Source organism: Nitrospirota bacterium, assembly GCA_020846775.1.
Classification (GTDB): Bacteria; Nitrospirota; 9FT-COMBO-42-15; order HDB-SIOI813; family HDB-SIOI813; genus RBG-16-43-11.
The window spans coordinates 105,732-124,536 of record JADLDG010000034.1; the positions used below are offsets into that span (position 1 = coordinate 105,732).

At 45.6% G+C, this 18,805-nt stretch carries 21 protein-coding genes; 7 read left to right on the plus strand and 14 right to left on the minus strand.

Annotated features, from left to right (window positions below; translation table 11 throughout):
- Window positions 1–5 precede the first annotated feature (5 nt).
- Genes IT392_05335 through IT392_05365 form a run of 7 tightly spaced genes read left to right on the plus strand, consistent with a single transcriptional unit; the run spans window position 6 to window position 7,626 of the window.
- Window positions 6–479, plus strand: coding sequence for a cytochrome c-type biogenesis protein CcmH (locus IT392_05335; protein MCC6543911.1), 474 nt, complete (start codon window positions 6–8; stop codon window positions 477–479).
- 25 nt (window positions 480–504) lie between these two features.
- On the plus strand, window positions 505–1,446 hold the full coding sequence (locus IT392_05340) for a tetratricopeptide repeat protein (GenBank protein ID MCC6543912.1): 942 nt from the start codon (window positions 505–507) through the stop codon (window positions 1,444–1,446).
- A complete protein-coding gene (locus IT392_05345; protein ID MCC6543913.1) occupies window positions 1,447–2,577 on the plus strand; it encodes a site-2 protease family protein in 1,131 nt (376 codons plus the stop codon).
- A 46-nt stretch (window positions 2,578–2,623) separates the two neighbouring features.
- On the plus strand, window positions 2,624–4,111 hold the full coding sequence (gene glgA / locus IT392_05350) for a glycogen synthase GlgA (protein MCC6543914.1): 1,488 nt from the start codon (window positions 2,624–2,626) through the stop codon (window positions 4,109–4,111).
- Window positions 4,108–5,136 (plus strand): 6-phosphofructokinase, encoded by a 1,029-nt coding sequence (locus IT392_05355; GenBank protein ID MCC6543915.1) that lies wholly within the window; start codon window positions 4,108–4,110, stop codon window positions 5,134–5,136. The genes glgA and IT392_05355 overlap by 4 nt, the downstream gene beginning before the upstream one ends.
- Window positions 5,136–5,417 carry an acylphosphatase gene (locus tag IT392_05360; GenBank protein MCC6543916.1) on the plus strand — a complete coding sequence of 94 codons (282 nt, stop codon included), beginning with the start codon at window positions 5,136–5,138 and terminating at the stop codon, window positions 5,415–5,417. The genes IT392_05355 and IT392_05360 overlap by 1 nt, the downstream gene beginning before the upstream one ends.
- Before the next feature lie 19 nt (window positions 5,418–5,436).
- A complete protein-coding gene (locus IT392_05365; GenBank protein MCC6543917.1) occupies window positions 5,437–7,626 on the plus strand; it encodes a DUF1926 domain-containing protein in 2,190 nt (729 codons plus the stop codon).
- 28 nt (window positions 7,627–7,654) lie between these two features.
- Here the strand turns inward: IT392_05365 and IT392_05370 are convergent, their stop codons facing one another.
- The 14 genes from IT392_05370 to IT392_05435 all read right to left on the minus strand — a co-directional run bounded on the left by IT392_05370 (window position 7,655) and on the right by IT392_05435 (window position 18,796).
- On the minus strand, window positions 7,655–8,821 hold the full coding sequence (locus IT392_05370; protein ID MCC6543918.1) for a putative glycoside hydrolase: 1,167 nt from the start codon (window positions 8,819–8,821) through the stop codon (window positions 7,655–7,657).
- Window positions 8,822–8,940: 119 nt separating this feature from the next.
- Entirely contained in the window at window positions 8,941–9,213 is a 273-nt protein-coding gene (locus tag IT392_05375; protein ID MCC6543919.1) for a 30S ribosomal protein S18, read from the minus strand.
- Between the two features lie 17 nt (window positions 9,214–9,230).
- Window positions 9,231–9,656 (minus strand): single-stranded DNA-binding protein, encoded by a 426-nt coding sequence (locus IT392_05380; protein ID MCC6543920.1) that lies wholly within the window; start codon window positions 9,654–9,656, stop codon window positions 9,231–9,233.
- Between the two features lie 81 nt (window positions 9,657–9,737).
- Window positions 9,738–10,106 carry a 30S ribosomal protein S6 gene (rpsF, locus tag IT392_05385; protein ID MCC6543921.1) on the minus strand — a complete coding sequence of 123 codons (369 nt, stop codon included), beginning with the start codon at window positions 10,104–10,106 and terminating at the stop codon, window positions 9,738–9,740.
- A 96-nt stretch (window positions 10,107–10,202) separates the two neighbouring features.
- Window positions 10,203–11,222, minus strand: a complete 1,020-nt coding sequence (locus tag IT392_05390) for an RnfABCDGE type electron transport complex subunit B (GenBank protein ID MCC6543922.1) — start codon at window positions 11,220–11,222, stop codon at window positions 10,203–10,205.
- Window positions 11,223–11,316: 94 nt separating this feature from the next.
- On the minus strand, window positions 11,317–11,904 hold the full coding sequence (gene rsxA / locus IT392_05395; GenBank protein ID MCC6543923.1) for an electron transport complex subunit RsxA: 588 nt from the start codon (window positions 11,902–11,904) through the stop codon (window positions 11,317–11,319).
- Window positions 11,905–11,906: 2 nt separating this feature from the next.
- Window positions 11,907–12,587: an electron transport complex subunit E gene (locus IT392_05400; GenBank protein MCC6543924.1), complete on the minus strand. Its 681-nt coding sequence runs from the start codon at window positions 12,585–12,587 to the stop codon at window positions 11,907–11,909.
- A gap of 7 nt (window positions 12,588–12,594) precedes the next feature.
- Window positions 12,595–13,173 (minus strand): RnfABCDGE type electron transport complex subunit G, encoded by a 579-nt coding sequence (locus tag IT392_05405; GenBank protein ID MCC6543925.1) that lies wholly within the window; start codon window positions 13,171–13,173, stop codon window positions 12,595–12,597.
- 7 nt (window positions 13,174–13,180) lie between these two features.
- Window positions 13,181–14,224: an RnfABCDGE type electron transport complex subunit D gene (locus IT392_05410; GenBank protein MCC6543926.1), complete on the minus strand. Its 1,044-nt coding sequence runs from the start codon at window positions 14,222–14,224 to the stop codon at window positions 13,181–13,183.
- A gap of 26 nt (window positions 14,225–14,250) precedes the next feature.
- The gene (gene rsxC, locus IT392_05415) at window positions 14,251–15,570 is read right to left on the minus strand and encodes an electron transport complex subunit RsxC (protein ID MCC6543927.1); all 1,320 of its coding nucleotides are present in this window, start codon (window positions 15,568–15,570) and stop codon (window positions 14,251–14,253) included.
- Window positions 15,571–15,643: 73 nt separating this feature from the next.
- Window positions 15,644–16,111: a transcriptional repressor NrdR gene (gene nrdR / locus IT392_05420; protein ID MCC6543928.1), complete on the minus strand. Its 468-nt coding sequence runs from the start codon at window positions 16,109–16,111 to the stop codon at window positions 15,644–15,646.
- 12 nt (window positions 16,112–16,123) lie between these two features.
- Window positions 16,124–17,356 carry a serine hydroxymethyltransferase gene (locus IT392_05425; protein ID MCC6543929.1) on the minus strand — a complete coding sequence of 411 codons (1,233 nt, stop codon included), beginning with the start codon at window positions 17,354–17,356 and terminating at the stop codon, window positions 16,124–16,126.
- Between the two features lie 14 nt (window positions 17,357–17,370).
- Entirely contained in the window at window positions 17,371–17,835 is a 465-nt protein-coding gene (gene rpiB / locus IT392_05430) for a ribose 5-phosphate isomerase B (GenBank protein ID MCC6543930.1), read from the minus strand.
- A gap of 97 nt (window positions 17,836–17,932) precedes the next feature.
- Complete coding sequence (locus IT392_05435) at window positions 17,933–18,796, minus strand: class I SAM-dependent methyltransferase (GenBank protein MCC6543931.1); 864 nt, start codon at window positions 18,794–18,796, stop codon at window positions 17,933–17,935.
- Between the last annotated feature and the right edge of the window lie 9 nt (window positions 18,797–18,805).

Genomic DNA, 18,805 nt, shown 5'->3' on the forward strand with positions numbered 1-18,805 from the left:
AGATTATGATAAAAGCTATATGGGTCATATCCTTTCTACTATTTTTTACGCATGCAGGCATTCTTCCGGCAGAGATACGGGATGAAACCTCTCTCGATGCAAGGACCCGGGATGTGTCAAAGACACTGAGGTGTACGGTTTGCCAGAATGAATCTATCTGGGACTCCAAGGCCGACCTGGCAAAGCAGATGCGTGAGGTAGTCCGTGAGCGCCTTGCACAGGGACAAAGCGAGGAAGAGATTCAGGCTTACTTCCGGAGCCGGTATGGAGACTATATCCTGCTTGAGCCCAGAAAATCGGGGATGAACTGGCTTCTTTGGGCTGGCCCTTTCGTCCTCTTTGCTGTTGGAGGATTAATCCTCTACCTGGTTGTGCGCCGCTGGGTCGCTCAGACACCAACTACACGCATGGAAGATCTCCCTCCCCTTGATGATGAACATAAGAAGCGAATCGAGGAGGAGTTAAAATCTTTCGAATAGTATTATTAGAGGAGGTTGACTTAATATGTTCGTCGTCATAGCTGCGGTAATAGTAATAGTCGCAGTGTTGTTTATTGCCTGGCCGCTCTTCCGTAAGGGTTCAAGTCCGCTCTCTCAAGGGATGGATACTGCCGGCAGAGAGGAATCCATTGACCTTGAAACGGAAAAACAGAATATCCTCGAATCTCTCACAGACCTCGAGTCTGACCGGCAGGGAGGCAAGCTCACACAGGCTGACTATGAACGTCTTAAAGACATTGATGAACACCGTCTGGCTGGAATCCTTGATATGATTGACAGCGCTGCTGCTGCAGCAAAAATATCTGCAAGGCATCAGACAGGTACAGGCTCCACAGAACAGGCACCCCGCTTCCGGACTATGAACATAGCGGGCTTCCTCCTCTTGACCGCCCTTGTGATAGGCGGCTCCTCCGGAATTTACTATTACCAGAATGTCAAGACTCAGAATCAAAATCAGGAAGCCATGATGGAAAATCAGGGGGATCCCTCTATGGATGGCGCGGCCAATCCTCTTGAGATGGTAGCACAACTGGAGCGCAAACTGAGACAAAATCCGGATGATCTGCAGGGGCAGATAATGGCCGGCCGTTCCTACATGACAATTGATCGTCCTGAAGATGCACGGAAGGCATGGAACAAGGTAATCGAACTCGATCCTGCCAATGTTGAGGCTCACTATAGTCTGGGCTATCTCCTGATCCAGACCGCTGACGCCGGAACCCCGCAAAACTTTGAAAAGGCCATAGGTCATCTCGATGCAGCGCTATTGCTCTCCCCTGGACTGCCGGCTGCACTTTACTACAAAGGGCTTGCCCTCACCCACCTGAAAAAGTATGATGAGGCGGAAAGCAACTGGAACAGCGCCCTTCATGGCCTTCCACCAGGCAGCGAAGATGCGGAATTCGTAAAGGATGCCCTTAGAAAACTAAAGAACGGAAAGCGGTAGATGTTTACATCCGGATTCAAAATCTTCAGGGTACTGGGGATACCCATTTACATCAACTACACCTGGTTTATCGTCTTCTCCCTTGTGGTATACACACTGGCAGTGAGCTACTTCCCTTATCTTGGTCCGTACTATGAGCCGTCTGTCAGGTGGATTATGGCATTTATTGCGGCGATACTACTCTTTTCATCCATTCTTCTCCACGAACTGTCTCATTCTTATGTAGCGCAGAGACAGGGTATAAAGATTAAGAGCATAACACTGTTTGTCTTCGGCGGCATAGCCCAGATGGTTGGAGAGAGCCGCTCACCCGGAGGCGAGATGAAGATAGCTGCGGCAGGCCCTGCCTTAAGCCTGTTTATCTCGGGTATATTCTGGACAATAGTATTCGTATTCAAACGCGGCATGGCAACATCACCTGTACTGGCAATCTCTTATTTTCTTGCGTACACCAACATGATACTTGCTGTATTCAATCTTATACCGGGCTTCCCTCTGGATGGCGGAAGGATGCTCAGGGCATTCATATGGAAACGTTCCAACAATCTGAATAAAGCAACACTTATCACGAGCCGGATTGGCAAGGGGTTTGCTCTCCTGCTGATAGTCGGAGGACTATGGAATATCCTTCAGGGGGTGTTTATCAGCGGACTGTGGATGATATTCGTAGGGATGTTCCTGCAGCAGGCTGCAGATCAGGGCTACAGACAGACAGTCCTTAACCGCACACTGTCATCAGTCAAGATCCGGGATATTATGGTCTCGCCGGCTATAGTAGTTAATAACGATGTGACCCTGGACCACATTGTCAATGATTTCTTCTTCCGTTATCGTTATAACAGTTTTCCGGTTGTTTCCGGAGATGTTTTAGCCGGTATCATATCTTTTCATGACATAAAGCTTGTAGAAAAAGAAAAGTGGCCTTATACTATTGTGCAGGATATAATGCACAAGGAGATTAACGCCTTTACTATCTCACCTGAGAGCGGAGCGCTTGAAGCCCTTGATAAGATGATTGACACACACAGCGGCAGGCTTGTAGTGACTGAGAACGGACATATTGCCGGCATGATAAGTCAGCGTGATATTATGCATATGCTGAAGATGAAGGCAGACCTGGGGACAGCATAATTCCCGGCCTGTCATTTTTTTAGTCATCCTGGAGGTAGTTCTTCAAGTGAAAAAAAAACTGACCATTCTATATTGCACGCCTGAAGTCACCCCATTCTCAAAGACAGGCGGACTTGGAGATGTTGCCGGAAGCCTGCCCAGGGCACTTTCTTCTGCAGGCTGTGATGTCCGGATTATTACACCCAAATATGCAGGGATCAGCGACTCAACATATAAGTTAAAGAAGGTAATAGACAACATACCTGTAAGAATCGGAACCCGGGAGGAAGCAGGAGGCCTTTATGAAGGGAAACTACCCGGCAGCAAGGTACCTGTCTATTTCGTAAGCAGCAGCAAATACTTCCTCAGAAAAGACCTCTACCAGGAAAATGGCAAGGACTATGATGACAACCTTGAGCGGTTCTCCTTTTTCTCAATGATGGCGCTGCATTCTATGGGATATATGGGATGTCAGCCTGACATTATACACTGCAATGACTGGCAGACTGCGTTAATACCAGTATATTTAAAGACAGTAATGAAGGCAATGGATATTGGTACCCTTTTTACAATCCATAACATCGGATATCAGGGCCTGTTTAAAAGGGAACAACTCCCCATAACAGGTCTTGACTGGAAACTTTTCAATATCAAAGGCCTTGAATATTTTGGACAGATAAATTTACTTAAAGGAGGCATCATCTATTCCGATATTGTAACCACAGTTAGTCCTTCATACAGCAGGGAGATCCAAACTGAAGAGTATGGCTGCGGACTCGAGGGGGTGCTTCAGGAACGGAGAAAGGACCTCTACGGTATAATTAATGGCGTTGATTATGATGAGTGGGATCCTTCACAAGACAATCACATATCTGTAAATTACAGCATCAAGACAATCGGGCGCAAGAAAGAGTGCAAGAAAGAACTGCAGAAGAAGTGCGGTCTGCCGGTTAAAGACAAGCCATTGATAGGTATGGTATCGAGATTAGACGACCATAAGGGTTACGACATCCTTGCAGAAATAATGGATGAATTAATGCAGCTTGATGTCCAGATGGTAATGCTGGGCACAGGAAAGGCAAAATATCAGGATCTGTTCAAGAAGTATGAAAAGAAATATCCTGACAAGCTCTCTCTTAATCTTTTTTTTGATAATACATTAGCACACATGATAGAGGCCGGCTCAGATTTATTCCTTATACCTTCAAAATATGAGCCATGCGGACTCAGTCAGCTCTATAGTTTAAAATACGGAACTATACCGGTAGCGCATAAGACAGGCGGCCTTTCAGATACGATAACTGACTTTGTCCCTTCGGCTGTCGCAGATAATAAAGCTACAGGTTTTTTGTTCAGCCACTACAGCCCTGATGATCTGTTAAAGGCTGTACTGCTGTCACTGTATGTATATGAAGATAAGGCAACATGGAAAAAACTCGTCACAACCGGAATGAAAGCGGATTATTCATGGACACAACCTGCCAGGGAATATATCAGGCTCTATGAAAAATTGATAATCCAGGTACCCAAACACAAAAAAGGAGGATTTATATGAACATAGGCATTCTCACGGGTGGAGGTGATTGTCCAGGGCTTAACTCGGTTATCAGGGCAGTCGTAAGAAAGACATCTCAGCTGGGACATCATGTAATAGGAATCAGGGACGGTTGGAAGGGCCTGATTGAACTTAACTATACGGAGCTTAACAAGGAGTCTGTCTCAGGGATACTCCATCTGGGCGGCACAATACTTGGGACATCAAGGACAAATCCCTTTGCCAAAGAAGGCGCTCCGCAGAAGGTTATTGATAACATGAAAAAATTAGGGCTGGATGCCCTGGTTGCCATCGGCGGCGATGATACCCTGGGTGTAGCCTATAAACTCTATGGCATGGGCATCAACACCATAGGTGTGCCCAAGACCATAGATAATGACCTTTCAGCCACTGATTTTACATTCGGTTTCGACTCTGCTGTAAACATAGTCATGAATGCCCTCGACAATCTTCATAGTACGGCAGAATCACACCACAGGGTATTAGTGGTAGAGGTAATGGGAAGACATGCAGGATGGATTGCCACATACGGGGGACTTGCCGGCGGAGCTGACTACATACTTATTCCTGAGAATCCGTTCACTATTGATGAAGTATGTGATAGCATAAAGAGGAGGCAGGCATCCGGACGTAAATTCAGTATTATCGTTGCTGCGGAGGGGGCATTACTGGAAAAATCAGAAGAAGTAATCACTAAGGATGCCAAGAAAGATGCCTTCGGACATGTTATGCTCGGCGGTATAGGGAAGTTTTTATGTACGGAAATTGAAAAAAAGACAGGCGCTGAGTGCAGGGATGTAGTCCTCGGACACCTACAGCGCGGTGGAAGCCCGACTGCGTTTGACAGGATTCTGGCCACGCGTTATGGGATTGCTGCAGTTGATCTTATAGAAAAAAAGGATTTTGGAAAGATGGTGGCGCTGAGGGGGAACCAGATAGTGGCAGTCAGCCTTGAAGAAGGTGTGCAGAGGGCAAAGACTGTAGATATGGACATCTACGATATTGCTAAGACATTTTTCGGCTGATGAAGAGCAGGGTGCACCTATTCATAAATGGCACCGTACAGGGTGTCAACTACAGAGACTCAGCCAGACAGGTTGCACAATCCTTAGGAATAACCGGTTATGTAAGAAACCTGCATGACGGACGCGTAGAGTTAGTAGCTGAGGGAGAAAAAGATTCTGTTGATACCTTAATCAAGTGGTGCCGTAAGGGCCCTCCTGCGGCATTAGTCGTCTCAATTGATATAGAATACGAAAACCACAAAGATGAATTTGATCTGTTCTGTGTGAAGAGATCAAATTAAATATTATGGGAGTCATTACTTGAGAAAAATTAATTTCGCTATGGCATTGCATTTTCACCAGCCGGTTGACAACTTTGACAGCGTGTTTAAAGAGGCATATGAAAAAAGTTATAAGCCATTCATAGATGTCCTTGAAAAGTATCCGAATATAAAGGTTACCCTGCACTACTCAGGAAGCCTGCTTGAATGGATAGAGTCCAATCGGCCTGAGCTCGTAAAGAGAATCGGTGACCTGGCAGCAGGCGGTCAGGCAGAGATTATGACCGGAGGATTCTATGAACCAATATTATGCGTAATACCCCGTCGCGACGCTGTTGGTCAGATCAGCATGCTGACGGAATATATAAAAAACAAATTCCACTCTGAGGCTGAAGGATTGTGGCTTACAGAAAGGATATGGGAGCCTCATCTGCCGAGCCTGCTGCATGATTCCGGCATTAAGTATCTGATTATAGACGATATCCATTTCCGTTATGCCGGACTTTCTGAAAGCGAGCTCCATGGCTATTATTCAACAGAGGACGAAGGCAAGGTGGTTTTCCTGTTTCCATCCAGTGAGAAGCTGCGGTATTCAATCCCTTTCAGAGAAGTAGATGAAACTGTAGATTATCTTAAAAGTGTTGCAACTGAAGAGGGTGATCGTATTCTTGTATATGGTGACGATGGAGAGAAATTCGGTCTGTGGCCGGACACATATAACTGGGTATATAATGAGAGGTGGCTTGAACGTTTTTTTGAAGCCCTAAGCAGGGAATCTTCATGGATAAACCTCACGACTGTAGGTGAGGCTTTAAAAAAGATCCGGCCCAGCGGACGGGTATACATACCAACTGCATCCTACAGGGAAATGATGGAATGGGCGCTGCCGAGTGAAAGCGGAGTTCATTTTTTAAATGTTCTTCAGGAGATACGAAACAACGGTAAAGAAGGTTATTATGCACCGTTCATCCGCGGAGGCTTCTGGCGTAATTTCCTTGAAAAGTACCCTGAATCCAACAACATGCATAAGAAGATGCTGAGGGTCAGCAATAAGGTTTCAGAAATCACAAATGGCAGTGGTAAACCTTTAAGCCCAGGCGATATCGGAAGGAGCGTTGCAAGGAATGGGGATGGCCTTCCTCCTGACATTTACGAGGCATACATGGAGTTATGGCGAGGTCAGGTAAATTGCCCATACTGGCACGGAATCTTCGGCGGGTTATACCTGGGACATCTAAGATCAGCAGTTTACAGGCATCTCATCAGGGCAGAACGTATCGCAGATGATTCAAGACATGGACAAACCAACTGGATAGAATCTGAAATTTATGATTTCGATTGCGATGGGAGTGATGAGATATTAGTAACTAATCCGGCTATTTCCCTGGTCGTTGACTCCCATAAAGGGGGGATGATTACTGAATTTGACTACAGGCCTGCATCATTTAATATTCTCAATACACTTGCAAGAAGACCTGAAGTCTATCACCAAAAAATACTTTCATCGAATGATCATGGGCACAGTGAGGGCGCTCCTTCATCCATACACGATATATCAAGATTTAAAGAAGCTGACCTCCATCTTCATCTGCATTATGACAGTTACCGCAGGGGTATGTTGATAGATCACTTATTCTGCAGGGATACCTCACTGGAGTCTGTAATGCAGAACAGACATACGGATATTGGAAGATTTCCATATGCCCATTATAACTCTTCAGTACAGGATGTCAGGAATGGGAAAAATATCATTCTTGAGGGAGATGGGATTATAGATGGAGCGAAGATATCTATAACAAAGAATATAAGAATGGAGGATGCAAGTCCTGATCTTGAGATCAATTATTCGATAAAGCATGCATCAGGTGGGCCTCTGGAAATATGGTTCGGCCCTGAATTCAATTTTTCCATGCTTGACGGAAGAACGGACATCTGCAGGTATTACACTGAAGGCGGTTATATCGAAGATGCACGTCAGTCAAGCAGAGGCGAGATCAAGGATGTTTCATCCTTCGGAATAGAAAACAAACTAATATCAACCAAAATCGGACTCTCCTTCTCTGAATCCTGCACGCTCTGGAGATTTCCAGTTGAGACAGTCTCCCAGTCTGAAAGTGGCTTTGAGAAAGAATACCAGAGTTCTGTACTAATCCCAAACTGGAAATTCAAACTGGAAGAAGGCGGTGTGTGGAGTGTCACGATAAGACTTACCCTGCGGGAGATTCAATAATATTTGTTACAACGGTTACCTCAGTCATTTATGAACCCCTTGTCTGAGAGAGAAGAGCGTTCTTTGTATATCGGACCGACGGATTCCACAAAAGCCATTCTTTAATACCGAGGTCATTTGCAGCCCTGATCTGGGCCCTGACCTCTTCAGCTCCGTATGATGGATAGCCAAGAGAAAAATCCTGCAGCCAGGGCCTGATCTTATCCCGTATCATTGCTTCGTCCTGTGACTGGTCTACTGATTTCCTTATTGCATCCCTTAAAGAGAGTTTAATTATATCGTATGGAGCATTGTTCGGGTTCTGGTACCCATAGGACCCCTTCCAGTAATGTGACGGATATATCATTGGTGATATATAATCAACCCTGTCTATCAACTCCTTGAAATTCTGCCCTATACCAACATCATCCCTCAGAGTGGTAAGGCCGAATACATCAACGGACAGCTTTACTTTATAGGGTGAGAGCCTCCTGCCCGCCTCCTCCACAAAAGACGAGATAACCGAAACAGCCTTATCCTCATCATGTCCCTCAGGATACAGTATATCTTTCAGTGGACCATCGCTGGGAAACCTTATGTAGTCAAATTGTATCTCATCAAAACCTCGGCGGGCCGCATCTTCTGCAAGGCTGAGGTTATAATCCCACACTTCTTTAGAATAAGGGCTGGTAAATGCATCACCCTTGTAATCCCTCCACAGACCATTCGTAGCCTTGTTTTTTATGGCTAAATCTGGCCGTTTTTCTGCCAGGTAGGTATCCTTGAAGAGGACAATACGGGCAATTTTGTATATATTGTGTCTCTTACACTCCACTATTACACCATCCAAGTTTCTTATCCTCTTCTGTATTGACCCTGAAGACCTGGCAAGAGGGACATCCGCGTCGTAAGCAATTCTACCATCCGTCTCTTTCAGGTCAATGACAATGGTATTAAGTTCAGTATCGTCAATTAGTTTAATAAGATCAGGAAAGTATCTCCTGTCTCCTGTTATCCAGCTTGTAACATGAATCCCCTTAACCTCAGGCTTTTCAACCCTTAGGGAAGCAGGATACGGCAGCGTTCTGACAGAGTTCTGTTCCTGTAACTCCATTGGACGACTTGATGTGATATAGTGAGAATCAGGTAAATATTCGGAAACTGCAAAGGCGAAGGATATTAATAATGACGCCCCTAAGATCAGATAATTCCACATTGACTTCAGTCCTCAGACGACTAACGTGATGAAACAGGGCGAAGTGTGATTGCCTTTCTGTCTTCATCGGCTAATCATACTGAAGTCTGAAGTCGCTACGGGTATTGATCTCCTTCTTACTAACCTCTCTCAGTAAAAGGTATTAGAGCAATATTTCGGGCACGCTTTATAGCGGTGTTAAGCTCCCTCTGATGCGCTGCGCACACTCCGGATATCCGACGCGGCATAATTTTCCCTCTGTCAGAGATATAACCCCGCAACGTTTGTAAGTCTTTATAGTCTATCACAGGGACCTTATCAGTGCAAAACCTGCAGACCTTGCGTCTGTAATAAGGTTTAAACTCCCTGTCTTCCCGATCACCACGATCACTTCGATCACGACGTTCTGCCATTATTTCTCCTTTTCATATTAAAATGGTGTTTCATCATCTACAACATCATTAAATGCTCCGCCCGAACCGGACCCGCCCCCCTCTTCGGTTACATAATCATGAGGGACAGAACCCTGGCGTTTTGGCATAAATTGAACACTCTGAGCCACAACTTCCATTCTGCTTCTCTTCTGACCGTCTTCTGTCTCCCAACGCCTTTGCTGCAATCTCCCGTCAATAAGGACCGAATCCCCCTTATTAACATACTGACTGCAACTCTCTGCCTGTTTTCCAAATACTACAATGTCTATATAACATACTTCATCCTTTATATCCCCTCCCTGCTTGAAACGGCGGTTCACAGCAAGTGAAAAGTTTGCAACAGCAGTCCCATTAGGGGTATAACGGATCTCAGGGTCCTTGGTAAGATTCCCCAGGAGAATTACCTTGTTGAATCCGCTCATTGAACTTCCCTCCATTCATACGTGCAGAGTGCAGAATGCGGAATTGAAATTCATTCCCGATTCCGCATTCCTGGTTCCGCATTAAACAGTGCTTCCTTCTTCTTTTTCTATGGCAGTTTTTTCAGCAGAGGCTGCGGCCTCCTTCTTCTTTAACTGCTCTATCTCCTTCTTATTTAATTTAACAGTAAGGAATTTTATAACATTATCATCAATCCTGTAGTTCCTCTCAAGCTCGGCATTAATGTCACCCTTTCCCTGGAATCGAAGGAGTATATAGACCCCCCTCTTTTCCTTTGCTACCTCATAGGCAAGTTTTTTCTTCCCCCAGTTTTCAGTAGCAAGAAGCTCGGCGCCCTGTTTTACGATGCCTTCCATCTTGCCTGCTATCTTCTGGATATCCTCGTCGCTGACTGAGGACTTCAGGATAAATATAGACTCATATATGTTCAATGTTTTTTCACCTCCTTCCGGGTTAAATAGCCCTGTTTAAAAAAACAGAGCAAGGAGAACTGGTATGATTATACTTTTATAATACGTCTGTATTAATTAAGCAGCTCTTATTACCCTCTCCTTCTGTATATTTTCCTTTGGCTGAGAAGAGAGCATCTCTATAACCCTTGGCGGGCATTTGTCAGCACATATTGTACAACCTATACATTTGACCGGATCAACCAAATGCAGCTGTTTTGATTCACCTGTTATCGCATCAACCGGACATACCTTCTTGCATATAAGACAGCCTATGCATTCTTCATGAATAAACGCAACCTCTCTGACAGGAATAAGGTCAGATATAATATTCGTCGGACACACTGGGACACACAGCCCGCATCCGGTACATTTGTCATAATCTATGCGGGCGAGGAAGCTGTCAATTGTTATAGCATCATATGGACATACCTTATCGCACTTGTTGCAGGCGATACATCCGACGCTGCATACCTTCTTTGTATCAGCGCCTTTATCCAGCGACCGGCAGAAGATATGCACATCTTTATTTTCAGGAACAAGTTCAAGAAGATTCTTAGGACATGGAGGAATACACAATCCGCACCCTGTGCATTTATCATCTATGATAACCGGGAGTCCGTTCTTGCTCATATACATTGCATCAAAGGGGCATGCCTTCACACAGCTTGCAAGACCCAGACAACCGTAAACACAGCTCTTTGACCCGCCTGATATGAGGACAGCGGCGTTGCAATCCTGTATGCCATGATACTCAAATTTCTCTGCAGCCTCCTGTTGTCCGCCCAGGCAGTAGACCCGGGCAAGCATTCGCTCCGGCATCTCCGGGGCATCAACACCCATTACGGCAGAGATCTTCTTTGCTATTGATGCACCGCCTGGCGGACACCCGCTGACAGGGGCCTTGCCTTCAGCAACAGCCATTGCAAAGCCCATACATCCGGGATAACCGCATGCCCCGCAATTTGCATGAGGCAGAAAACTATCAATCTCGGCTACCTTAGGGTCAATTTCAACGGCAAATTTCCTTGCAGCAATCCCAAGCCCCAGACTTGCCAGTGCACCCATTGCACCCATTGTAATGATAGCCTCTAACATATTAAACTTCTCCCGATTTCATGATATAGCGTTAACGATTTGAACCTTTAACCATATATTATAAACTATTCCGTGTTATCAGGGCAACTTCTTTCTACTTCACCAATCCCGCAAATCCCAGAAATGCAAGAGACATCAGACCTGCAGTAACAAGTGAGATTGGCGTACCCTGTAACACGTTTGGAATTCTTGAATGAACCGTGTGTTCGCGTATTCCAGCCATTAACAAAAGTGCAACAGTAAACCCTATAGAAGCACCTACTGCAAAGAAAAGCATTGGAAAGAAGTCCATATCCTTCTGAACAACAAGCAATGCTACACCCAGAACTGCACAATTTGTCGTAATTAATGGGAGAAAAATACCCAGTGAATTATATAGTGCCGGGCTTGTCTTACGGATAACCATCTCCACGAATTGCACCAGTGTCGCAATGACAAGAATAAACACTATTGTTCTAAGGAACACAAGATCAAACGGTACCAGCACAAACTTTTCTATCAGCCATGAACAAAGGGCTGCCAGCGTCATTACGAAAATCACAGCCATTCCCATGCCTATGCTTGTCTCAATCTTCGAGGAAACACCGAGGAATGGACATATGCCGAGAAATCGCGCCAATACGAAGTTTGTTACAAAGATTGTACTGACCAGTATGAGTAATATTTCAACTACATTGTCCATCCCTATTTCCTTCCCTTCCTCTTCTCTTCTATCATATTCGCGAAAGCAACTAAGATGCCCAGGCCGATAAATGCGCCAGGTGGTAATATCATTACTATCATAGGTTGATACTCATAGTGAAATAATCCCATGATACCCGTAAGTACAGGAATATCAAACCATGTCCCATTACCAAGTATCTCTCTTACAGATCCGAGTAAAATCAGAACAAGTGTAAATCCCATCCCCATACCAAGTCCGTCTGCAGCCGACCTGATAATCGTATTCTTTGATGCAAATGCCTCTGCCCTGGCAAGAACGATACAATTCACTACAATAAGCGGAATGAATATACCTAAGGCATCATGCAGCTCAGGAGTAAACGCAGCCATCATAAGGTCAATTATTGTAACAAAGGATGCTATAACAATAATGAAGGCCGGTATCCTTATCATGTCGGGGATCACTTTTCTCAACACTGAGATCATAATATTAGAGCCGACAAGGACCAGCATAGTCGCGGCCCCCATGCCGACACCATTCGTTGCCGACGTGGTTACGGCCAGGGTGGGACACGTACCAAGGACAAGACGGAACAGCGGTATCTCTTCCCACAAACCCCTGATAAAATCACCGCTAATTTCTTTTACATTGATAACTGATGAGCCGCTGATCTGCTGAACATCAGCAATCTCAGTAGACATCGCATCCCTATCCGCCATTACTATGCTCCCTTTCGTAAATTTCCAACCCCTTTTTTACAGCGTTGACAACCGCCCGCGGGGATATGGTGGCACCACTGAACTGATCTATTTCTCCACCATCTTTCTTCACTGCAAGCCTTTGACCATCGTCAAGGGATCGCCCTTTAAACTGGTTCCTCCACTCTTCCTTCTGAATCCTGTTTCCTAAACCAGGTGTCTCTTTATGGCTTATGATCTCAATTCCGGATATCCTGTCATCAGACCCAATGCCCATCAATATAGATATATCTCCTGCATAACCATCAGGGGCAATTACCTGAAATGCAGTACCAACCGGCTTATCATCCATTTTACCTTTATAAAATTTTATCTTGACATCTCTGCCCTTCTTGTCCTGACCAACAACAACATCTGCAGCCTCCTTGTCAATGTCATTGTTGAATGCAGGCAGGACAGCCTTAAGGGCGCTGATTGTTTTAATGCGTTCCTGTTCCGCAATCGGGCCTTTCGTAATATCATCAACCTTGGCCAAAGCCGCGGCTGCAATCAAACAAAAAAGTGTCAGAACTATTATGAGTCGCGCCATATTTCTTCTACCTGCTACCTGCCTTTATTGCACCATACCTCACCGGCCGCAAGTATCTGTCAATCAGAGGTGATACTATATTCATCAATACAATTGCAAAGGAGACACCTTCAGGATACCCGCCCCACATCCTGATTATTACAGTTATGAGGCCGCAGCCAAAACCAAAGAGCAATTGCCCCTTCAGTGTCACTGGACATGTTACCATATCAGTAGCCATAAAAAAAGCCCCGATGATCAGACTGCCAGTAAACAGATGAAAGACAGGATTAACATATTTGGACGGGTCTATCATCCAGAATATACCGCTGAATATCATAACTGTACCTATCATACTGACCGGTATGTGCCATGTTATATACTGTTTGTAAATAAGATACGCGGCGCCAATAAGGAGGGCTATCGCCGACACCTCTCCTATAGACCCACCTAAATTCCCTATAAACGCATCCCAGATATTAAGCTCTGCTGCCTTGCCTATACCCTTGCCTGTCAGCCTGGCCACCTGCAGTTTTCCGAGCGGTGTAGCGCCGGTACTGGCATCTATACCTGAAAAGAGTGGGCTTGGCATCGGCCAGGTTGTCATTTGAAGCGGAAAGGCTATGAGAAGAAACACCCTCGACATGAGGGCAGGATTGAAGGGGTTAAATCCAAGTCCTCCGTAAAGCTGTTTACATATTATTATTGCAAAAAAACCACCTATCACTGACACCCACCACGGGGAACCGGGTGGCAAGGTCAACCCAATGAGAAGACCTGTGACTGCAGCGCTTCCATCTGTAACCGTACTCTTTACCCCGCTCAGTTTCTGATAAATTGCCTCCGCAGCCATTGTGGAACATACTGATACTATCAGGACATAGAGTGCACTCAGTCCAAAGAAGTAAAGCCCTGCCAGTGATGCAGGCGCCAATGAGAGGACAACAGTCCACATAATTCTCTCAATGGAGTCCGGGCTGAGCTGATGCGGTGATGACGTTAGAATGAGCTTTGGGACAGGCTCTTCTGATTTCCCCTTTTTATCTTCCTGTTCTACCGCTGCCTCTGCCATTTCAATCTATTTAAGCGGCTGCATTATTATGCAACCTTGCTCTTTGCCTTTCTCATCTCTGCTTTAATGTAGCGGATTTGCTGCACTATCGGCCTTCTCGAAGGACAGACATATGTACAGCAGCCGCATTCAATACAATCCAGCACATGATACTCCTCTGCATCCTTAGGTTTGCCAGCCTCTCCGAGGATGCTGTACATATTTGGCAATAAACGGATCGGACATGCCTGCACACACCTTCCGCACCTGATGCAAGCACGAAAGTCCTCCAAAACCACATCACCTTTTGGTATAATTAGTATCCCTGATGTCCCTTTGAGTATTGGTACAAGCATGGAATACTGGGCAATTCCCATCATCGGTCCGCCGAAAAGTATCTTGCCCGGCTCACCGGCAAGCCCTCCACACTCAGCTATCACATGCTCAAGCAGGGTCCCTACCGGTATCCTGAAATTACCCCGTCTGTTTATCCCATTACCGGTAACTGTTACAATGCGTTCAACAAGAGGAACTCCATACCTGACTGCGTTATAAACAGCAGCGGCAGTCCCGACATTCTGAACTACAATACCTACATCCATAGGAAGCCCCCCTGAAGGGACCTCTTTGCCTGTTACACTCTTTATAAGCTGCTTCTCAGCCCCCTGAGGATACTTCTTCTCCAAAGAAATCACCTTTATATTTGTACCAGTTGCAGACTGATTAATTGCCTTAATTGCTCCAGGCTTGTCATTTTCAATACCAATATATCCGTCTCTTACACCCATTATGTGCATAAGAATCTTCATCCCTTCGATCACTTCCATTGATTTCTCAACCATAAGCCTGTCATCAGAGGTCAGGAAGGGTTCGCACTCTGCACCATTGAGTATAACTGCTGTAATTTTTTTCTCTTGCGGAGGGCTTAATTTGACATGAGTCGGGAATGTAGCACCACCCATCCCCACAATCCCGGCTCCGAGTATGATACCTTTCAAGTCCTTAGGGTCTGCGTTAAGGTAGTTACTGTTTTCTTTCAGGGAATCAATGAGTTCATCTTTTCCGTCAGACTCGATCACGATTGAGTTAGACTGATTTCCTGACGGGTGTGGAAACCTGCCTATGGCCACAACTTTACCGGAGACAGGGCTGTGGACCGGGGAGGAGACAAAACCCTTAGCCTCCCCCACCTTCTGATATTTTTTAACGAGATCACCTATCTTTACAAGAGATTCACACGGGGCGCCTATATGCTGTGACAATGGGATCACGACCTTGGAAGGCGGCTTTATTTCTGAGATAGGGATGGAAGATGTCTCACTCTTCCTATCTATTGGATGTATACCTTCTCCGGCTATTGTCCACATAACTAAAAAAAACTGTATTTGTCAGGCATCATTAGAATACTCATACTTGCCGCCTGATATTTGCTTCCTATTGTCAACCCTTTTTATTCCTGTCCTTAAGGATGTCGCTCAACTCTTCCATGAACTGATTTATATCCTTAAACTCTCTGTAGACCGAGGCAAACCGCACATAAGCTACTTCATCAAGACCATGAAGCTCCCTCATCACTTCTTCCCCTATCATTGTACTCGGCAGCTCTTTTTCTCCGCTCTCCTGAACCTTTTTCTCTATCCTGGAGACCGAGTCTTCGAGGGCATCCATGCCTACTGGTCTCTTCTCACAGGCCTTTTTAAGACCCGACAGGATCTTGTTCCTGTCAAACACCTCACGCCGGCCATCTTTTTTTACTACAACCGGAAGGACATCTTCAACATGCTCGTAAGTGGTAAATCTCCTCCTGCACCTGAGGCACTCCCTCCTGCGCCGGATAGAACTCCCTTCCTTACCCTCTCTTGAATCAACTACCTTATCCTCAATATGTCCGCAGAAGGGACATTTCATAAAAACTCCTTATCAATATACCGGAAACATCTTGCACAAATCTCCTACAGCGCTTCGCACTTCACTATAGACCTTCTCGTCTCCAATATTGCTGAGAACCTTGTCTATAAACCCTGCTATCTTATCCATCTCCCCTTCTTTCATACCTCTTGTTGTTACTGCCGGCGTGCCTATCCTGACACCGCTCGTTACCATCGGAGGTTTATCATCAAAGGGAACGGCATTCTTATTTAACGTTATTCCTGATACATCCAACGCTGTCTCTGCATCTTTGCCTGTAAGGCCCTTATTTCTTAGATCAACAAGCATCAGGTGATTGTCTGTTCCACCTGATACAAGGTTGTATCCCCTTTTAACCAGGCCTTCAGCAAGACACCTTGCGTTTTTTACAACCTGCTCCTGATAACCCTTGAATTCTGGTGAAAGCGCCTCCTTGAAGGCAACTGCCTTGGCAGCTATAACATGCATCAGGGGCCCTCCCTGAATCCCGGGGAATATACTCTTGTCAATCAACTTTGCATGCTCTGCCCTGCACATAATCATCCCGCCCCTTGGACCCCTTAATGTCTTATGTGTAGTTGTAGTAACAAAATCACTATGGGGGAAAGGGCTTGGATGAACTCCTGCTGCTACCAGGCCTGCAATATGTGCAATGTCTGCCAGCGTATAGGCGCCTGCTTCTTTGGCTATAGCCTGGAATGCCTGAAAATCAATGGTCCTTGCATAGGCGCTTGCACCTATAACTATTATCTTAGGCCTTCTTTCTATTGCAAGTCTTCTAACTTCATCGTAATCAATTGTCCCTGTCTCCCGTCCAACCCCATAGCTGACAACATTATAGAAGATGCCGGAGAAATTTACCTTACTTCCATGTGTCAAATGCCCGCCATGTGCAAGGTCCATCCCCACGATCGTATCACCTGGTTTTAGGACGGCAAAATATACGGCCATATTGGCCTGTGACCCTGAGTGAGGTTGAACATTTACATGTTCAGCGCCGAAAATAGTCTTCGCCCTTGAGATGGCAAGGTCTTCCACGACATCCACATATTCACACCCGCCGTAATACCGTTTATGCGGATAACCCTCGGCATATTTATTAGTCATCACACAGCCCTGTGCTTCAAGCACTGCCTTGCTTGCATAATTCTCTGATGCAATAAGGAGTATATGGTTATTCTCCCTCCTTATCTCATTCTGAATCGCCTCAAAGACCTCAGGATCCTTATTTCGTAAATCCGACATCCTAATATTCCTCTCTATCCATTCTTTCTTCTGTTGAATATACCCTTTTCTATTTCGCTTATCTTATCCAGTCTCCGCTGATGCCTGCCGCCCTCAAAATCTGTCGTGAGCCACGCACCCACCATCAGCAGGGCCACTTCCATATCCAATACCCTGCCTCCAAGAACCAGGATATTTGCATCATTATGTAATCTGCTCATCCTCGCAGTAAACAAATCATGGCATAAGGCTGCCCTGACACCAGGAAACTTATTAGCTACAATTGACATCCCGATGCCTGTGCCGCAGGATAATATCCCCCTCTCTGCAACACCTTTAGAGACAGCATCTGCAACCTTAATCCCGTAGTCAGGATAATCTACTGATTCAGGATTATCCACACCGTAATCTGTTACCTCTAATCCCTTCTCCTTAAGTAATTCAACTATCTTTTCCTTAAGGCTGCAACCCCCATGATCCGATGCAATCGCTATTTTCATTTTTAATGACAGGTATCCCTTTTTTTCCTAACAGGAGATTAGGGTCATTAATACTACCCTATACCGTTATTTAACGTCAAGTGAATTTTTGGAGTGATTATCGCGCTGATGGTTTCCTGGCAGCAACCACCCTGAATACCATAGGCAGGGCTATCTTGTCTCCGCATTTATACTTACTTACAGCATTCATGATCTCGACGTCAACAACCTCTTTTTGCTCCTTCGTAAGTCTTGCAAACAGGGGCTGGAGCGGGGCGGCCATATCTTTTAAATTGGCAAGGTATTCTTCTGCCGAATCAAAAAAAGACTCGCCTGAGACTTCCTCATCTGCCAGACCTGACAGTCCGGCGGAACCCGCCATCCCAAGGAGGTCACCTTGTTTTGCAAGCCTGAATATGCCAGGCTGATCCGGTGCAGGAGTTGGTATTTCAACGAACTTCTTCAACACCTCTACCGGTATCCTGACAAATGGATTCTTGTCCGGAGTAGACCATACTGCAGCCGATAGATAACCTCCGTTTTTCAACACCCTTGATATCTCATTCAATGCAGCATGGACATCAGGTAAAAACATAAGGCAAAAACGGCTGATAACAGCATCAAATGAGGCGGTCTCATAAGGCAGTGAAGATACATCATTTGCGTGAAATGAAATATTCTTTACCCCTGCCCCTTCTGCCTTCCTCCTGGCTGCTGCCAGCATGTTCGACGACAGATCAAGCCCTACTACCGCCCCCCTGTCGCCAACAGCCTGTGCTGCAAGTATTGACGGGCATCCCGTGCCGCACCCAAGATCAAGCACTTGTTGACCAGGGGAAATCCTCGCGTCTCCAATCAAACGGTAGCTGACAAAAGACATACTCTGTTCAAGGTTCTTATCCCATTTCTCCCACGCCGGCGCTACGCGGTCCCAGTTCTGGCGCTGTGTTTCTATGAATTTTTTTGTATCATCAGATGACATAGTCTACCT